This is a genomic window from Mesorhizobium sp. M7A.F.Ca.CA.004.12.1.1, from assembly GCF_003997835.1.
Classification (GTDB): Bacteria; Pseudomonadota; Alphaproteobacteria; order Rhizobiales; family Rhizobiaceae; genus Mesorhizobium.
In genome coordinates this window covers 1-4,576 of record NZ_RZRK01000506.1, presented here as the reverse complement: position 1 = coordinate 4,576, position 4,576 = coordinate 1, and the positions used below count along the sequence as shown (strand labels likewise).

At 65.6% G+C, this 4,576-nt stretch carries 5 protein-coding genes; 4 read left to right on the top strand and 1 reads right to left on the bottom strand.

The features are described 5' to 3' along the window. The 3 genes from EN984_RS23695 to EN984_RS23685 all read left to right on the top strand — a co-directional run. The coding region (locus EN984_RS23695; RefSeq protein ID WP_164765601.1) for an ABC transporter permease at window positions 1–947 on the top strand (947 nt) is incomplete at its 5' end. Continuing rightward, window positions 944–1,708 (top strand): ATP-binding cassette domain-containing protein, encoded by a 765-nt coding sequence (locus EN984_RS23690; RefSeq protein ID WP_127269572.1) that lies wholly within the window; start codon window positions 944–946, stop codon window positions 1,706–1,708. The genes EN984_RS23695 and EN984_RS23690, both read left to right, overlap by 4 nt. 39 nt (window positions 1,709–1,747) lie before the next feature. Then, entirely contained in the window at window positions 1,748–2,833 is a 1,086-nt protein-coding gene (locus tag EN984_RS23685) for a Gfo/Idh/MocA family oxidoreductase (protein WP_127269573.1), read from the top strand. A 15-nt stretch (window positions 2,834–2,848) separates the two neighbouring features. Here the strand turns inward: EN984_RS23685 and EN984_RS23680 are convergent, their stop codons facing one another. After that, window positions 2,849–3,124 (bottom strand): hypothetical protein, encoded by a 276-nt coding sequence (locus EN984_RS23680; RefSeq protein WP_127269574.1) that lies wholly within the window; start codon window positions 3,122–3,124, stop codon window positions 2,849–2,851. A 144-nt stretch (window positions 3,125–3,268) separates the two neighbouring features. On the opposite strand from EN984_RS23680, the gene EN984_RS23675 reads away from it, so the two are divergent. Next, the coding region (locus EN984_RS23675) for an amidase (protein WP_127383982.1) at window positions 3,269–4,576 on the top strand (1,308 nt) is incomplete at its 3' end.

Genomic DNA, 4,576 nt, shown 5'->3' with positions numbered 1-4,576 from the left:
GCCGCCCCTCCCTGGCGGCTCTCCTCCTCGATCCCTCCTTCTGGGCCGACTGGGCATCCGTCGTCGGCCTGGTCGGCCTCGTCATCGTCTTCGGCATCGCCCAGCCGGTCTTTCTCAGCGTCGCCAATCTGCAGGCGCTGCTGCTGGCGGCTGCGATCCTGGTCGTGCTGTCGATCGGCCAGACCTTCGTCATCGCCACCTCGGGCATCGACCTGTCGCTAGCGGCAGCCGTCATGCTCGGCGCCATCATCCTCGGCCTCGTCAACGCCGCCGGCTACGGCATCTTTGTCGCCTGCGTGCTCGCGGTTCTCGCCACCAGCGCGGTCGGCTTCCTCAACGGGCTGATCATCACCGCAGGCAAGATCCCCGACTTCGTGGTGACGCTCGGCACGCTGTCGGGCATCACCGGCCTTGGCCTTATCCTGTCGGGCGGTGAACCGACCATGGTCGGCTCGACCTTCCTGCTCAGGCTCGCCTCGGGCTCGTTCGGACCGTTCGGTTATCCGGTCTGGGTGGCGATCGCAGCCGTCATCGTCGCCCATATCGCGCTCTACCACACGCGCTTCGGCGTGCATTTGCTGGCGACCGGCGGCCAGGCGGAAAGCGCCGGCGCGCTCGGCATCCGTACCAACCGGGTCAAGATCGCCGCCTACACGATTTCCGGTCTCTGCGCCGGCATCGCGGCCATTCTTCTGGTCGCCCGCATCGGCTCGGCCGAACCGCAGATCAACACCAGCCTGCTGCTCAATTCGGTGGCGGCGGTGGTGCTGGGCGGCGTCAGCCTGTTCGGCGGCCGCGCCAGCATTCTGGGACCGGCGATCGGCGCGCTGATGCTCACAGCACTCGTCAACGGCCTGACCTTGCTCAACGTCTCAGCCTTCTACCAACCGCTTGCCGTGGGCGCCATCGTGGTGCTGGCGGCCCTGATCATGCGATATCAGAAATGAGCGCGCTCCATCACATCCCCGCCGCTGAGGCGATCATCGCCTGCGAAGGACTGAGCAAGCATTTCGGCGGCATCCGCGCCTTCACCGACGTCGCCTTCCAGGCCCGTCGCGGCGAGGTCACCGCCGTCATCGGCGACAATGGCGCCGGCAAGTCGACGCTGATCCGCAGCCTGGTCGGCGTGCATCAGCCGGACACCGGCAATTTGTTCTTCGACGGCCGGGCGCGGCCCTTCGCCAACCCCGACGAGGCACGCAAGGCCGGCATCGAGACCGTGCACCAGAACCTGGCGCTGATCGACGAACTGACGGTCGCGCAGAACCTGTTCCTCAACCGCGAGATCGTGCGTCGCATCGGGCCGTTCGCTTTCCTCGATCGCAAGGCGATGAAGCGCGAGGCCCGTTCCATGCTGTCGCGCCTGTCGATCAACGTGCCGTCGATCAACCAGCGTGTGCGGCGCTTGTCGGGCGGCCAGCGGCAGGCGATCTCGATCTGCCGCGCTGTCGGCTCCGGCGCCAAGCTGGTGGTGATGGACGAACCGACGGCAGCACTCGGCGTGCAGGAGACCGCCAATGTCGAGGCTCTGATCCGGCGTCTGCGCGAGCAGTCGGTCTCAGTCATCCTGGTCAGCCACAATTTCGATCAGGTCCGCCGCCTGTCCGACCAGATCTGGGTGATGCGGGCGGGAAAGATGGCGGCGACCGTGCGCGCTTCCGAAACGTCCGGAAACGAGCTCGTCGCGCTGGTCACCGGCGCGGCATAGTCCTGCAGCATCAGACTTAAAATCAAAGGGAGTTCGCCTGTGGCACCAATTCGTGTCGGACTGATAGGTCTTGGAGAGGTCGCGCAGTCGATCCATCTGCCTGTGCTGGGCGATCAGCGCGACCGCTGGGTGGTCGCGGGCGTGTACGACGTGTCGCCCAGCCTGGTGTCACTCGTCACCTCCGAATTTGCGACGGCAAAGGCCTTCGACACGGCCGAGGCGCTGATTAGTTCGCCCGACATCGACGCGGTGTTCGTGCTGTCATCCGACGACACCCACAGCCGCTTCGTGCGGGCGGCGATTGCTGCCAACAAGCATATCCTGCTGGAAAAGCCCGCCTGCCTGACGGTGCGCGAAATCGACGATCTGCTGGCGCTGATGCCGGGCTACGACAAGACCCTGTTCGTCGGCTATATGCGCCGCTACGCGCCGGCCTATCTGGCGGCCAAGGACGAACTGCCGGCATACGCCGACATCACCCATGTCCGAATCTTCGACCTGATCTCGGAAGGCCGGCACTTTCTCAAGAAGAGCCAGAACGTCCTCTATCCCAACGACATAGACCCTACCCTGCTGGCGCGTGGCGCAAGCGAACGCGACGCGCTGATCCGCGAGGTGGTCGGCGCCGACGCGCCGACCGATCTGGTGCGCGCCTATCGCGGCCTGACGGCGCTTTCCTCGCATCACATTTCGGCGATGCGCGGGCTGATCGGCGAGCCGGCGCGCGTGCTGGCCGCGCACCGCACCAATGGCGGCGCCAACACATCAGTCACCTTCGACTACGGCCATTTCGCTTGTCTCTACGACGCGGTGGTCGACGATCTCGGCCTGTTCGACGCCATGATCGAGGTGCGCTCGAACACCAGGCGTGTGCGCATTCTCTACGACACGCCCTACATCCGAAGCCTGCCGACGCGGCTGGAGGTCACCGATGCCGGCCCGCTCGGCCCGGTGACGAAAACCTTCGGGCCTCTCTACGGCGATGCTTTCTCGAATGAACTCGAGATTTTCCACCGCCACATCACCGAAGGCACAAAGCCTCTGACCGACCTCGCCGATTCACGCCGCGACCTCGCGCTGATGGCCGAGATCATCGAGCGGATGAAAGAAAGTGGCGGGCGCTGAGGCGCCGCCTGCCGCCTACTTCCCACAGTGATGGTCGTTGATCTTGTTCACCGCATTCGCGTCGGGTCCGACGCGATGATAGGAGCACGCGCCGGCGGCCGTCGTCACCAACTGCTGATCGTAGTAGCGCGGGCCGCCGAACAGGATGTCGATGAGATCGCCTTCGGCGGGAACGTAGCGTTCGGATTGGACCCGGCGGTCGTGGTGCCGGTCGCCAGCGAAAGCCGGGGCGCAAGCGCTTGAGCCCATGGCGACAGCGAGAGCTAGGATCGCAACGCATTTGGTGGTCATGCCAATACCCTCCTGGCCATTCCGGAATCACACCATACATCCAAAACCGCCAGCCGGACAAAAGTTCCGGAGAAGACCGCGATAGGCTCTTGCCGAAGCCAGCTGCCTCGCTCATCCATGGTGCGTGGAAATGTGGAACCTGTGATGACCGATGCCAGCCTTCATCTCGTCGAAGCGACGATCGACCAACTGCGCCGCGCGCTTGATGACGGCACCGTCACCAGCGTCGAACTGGTCGGGGCTTATCTCAGGCGCATCGGGCATTTCGACCGCCACGGCATCAGCCTCAACGCCGTCCCAGTGCTCAACCCTGACATGTTTAAGGAGGCGGCAGCCTCCGACCGGCGCCGAAGCAATGGCGCCGTGCTCGGACCGCTCGACGGCATCCCCTACACCGCCAAGGACAGCTACAAGGTGTCAGGCCTGACGGTGGCCGCCGGTTCGCCCGCCTTCGAGCATCTCATCGCCAATGAGGACGCCTTCACCATTGCCCGGCTGCGCGCCGGCGGCGCCGTGCTGATCGGGCTGACCAACATGCCGCCAATGGCCAATGGCGGCATGCAGCGCGGCGTCTACGGTCGCGCCGAGAGCCCCTACAATGGCGACTATCTGACCGCCGCCTTCGCGTCGGGCTCGTCCAATGGCTCCGGCACGGCGACGGCGGCCAGCTTCTGCGCCTTCGGGCTTGGCGAAGAAACCTGGTCGTCCGGCCGCGCGCCGGCCACCAACAATGCACTGGTCGCCTACACCCCGTCGCGCGGCGTCATTTCGGTGCGCGGCAACTGGCCCCTTGTGCCGACCATGGATGTCGTGGTGCCGCACGCGCGGACAATGCCCGACATGCTCGAACTGCTCGATGTGATCGTCGCCGACGATCCCGAGACGCGAGGCGATTTCTGGCGCGCGCAGCCCTGGGTCAAGCTGCCGAAAAGCTCCGACGTGCGGCCGCCCCGCTATACCGACCTCGCACTGGCGGGGTCGTTGAAAGGCAAGCGGCTCGGCGTGCCCAGAATGTATATCGGCCGCGACAGCGAGGCCGATGCGCCGATCGAAACCCGCGCCTCGGTGCTTGCCCTTTGGCAACAGGCAGCGGCCGATCTCGCGCGGCTTGGCGCCGAGGTGGTCGAGGTCGATTTTCCCGTCGTTTCCAACTATGAGCGCGACCGCCCCGGCGCGCGCACCATGGTCGAGCGCGGGCTGATGCCCCAAGAGTTCGCCGAGCGCGAACTCTGGGATCTCTGCATCTGGGGCTGGGACGACTTTTTGCGCGCCAATGCCGACCCGTCTTTGCCCGATCTCGTCTCGGTCGACGGCCCAAAGATCTTCCCGCAGCCGCCGGGCACGCTGCCCGACCGCTATGAGGGCGGCTTCGACCTGAGGGAATATGTCGAGCGGGCGCGGTCCGGCGTCACGCCCGTCACGGAAATCCCGACGATTGAAGAAGGCCTGAAG

Bases quoted from the DNA above. Each gene is read 5' to 3' on its own strand.
- EN984_RS23690 (WP_127269572.1), top strand. From the start codon at position 944: ATGAGCGCGCTCCATCACATCCCCGCCGCTGAGGCGATCATCGCCTGC.
- EN984_RS23680 (WP_127269574.1), bottom strand. From the start codon at position 3,124: ATGACCACCAAATGCGTTGCGATCCTAGCTCTCGCTGTCGCCATGGGC.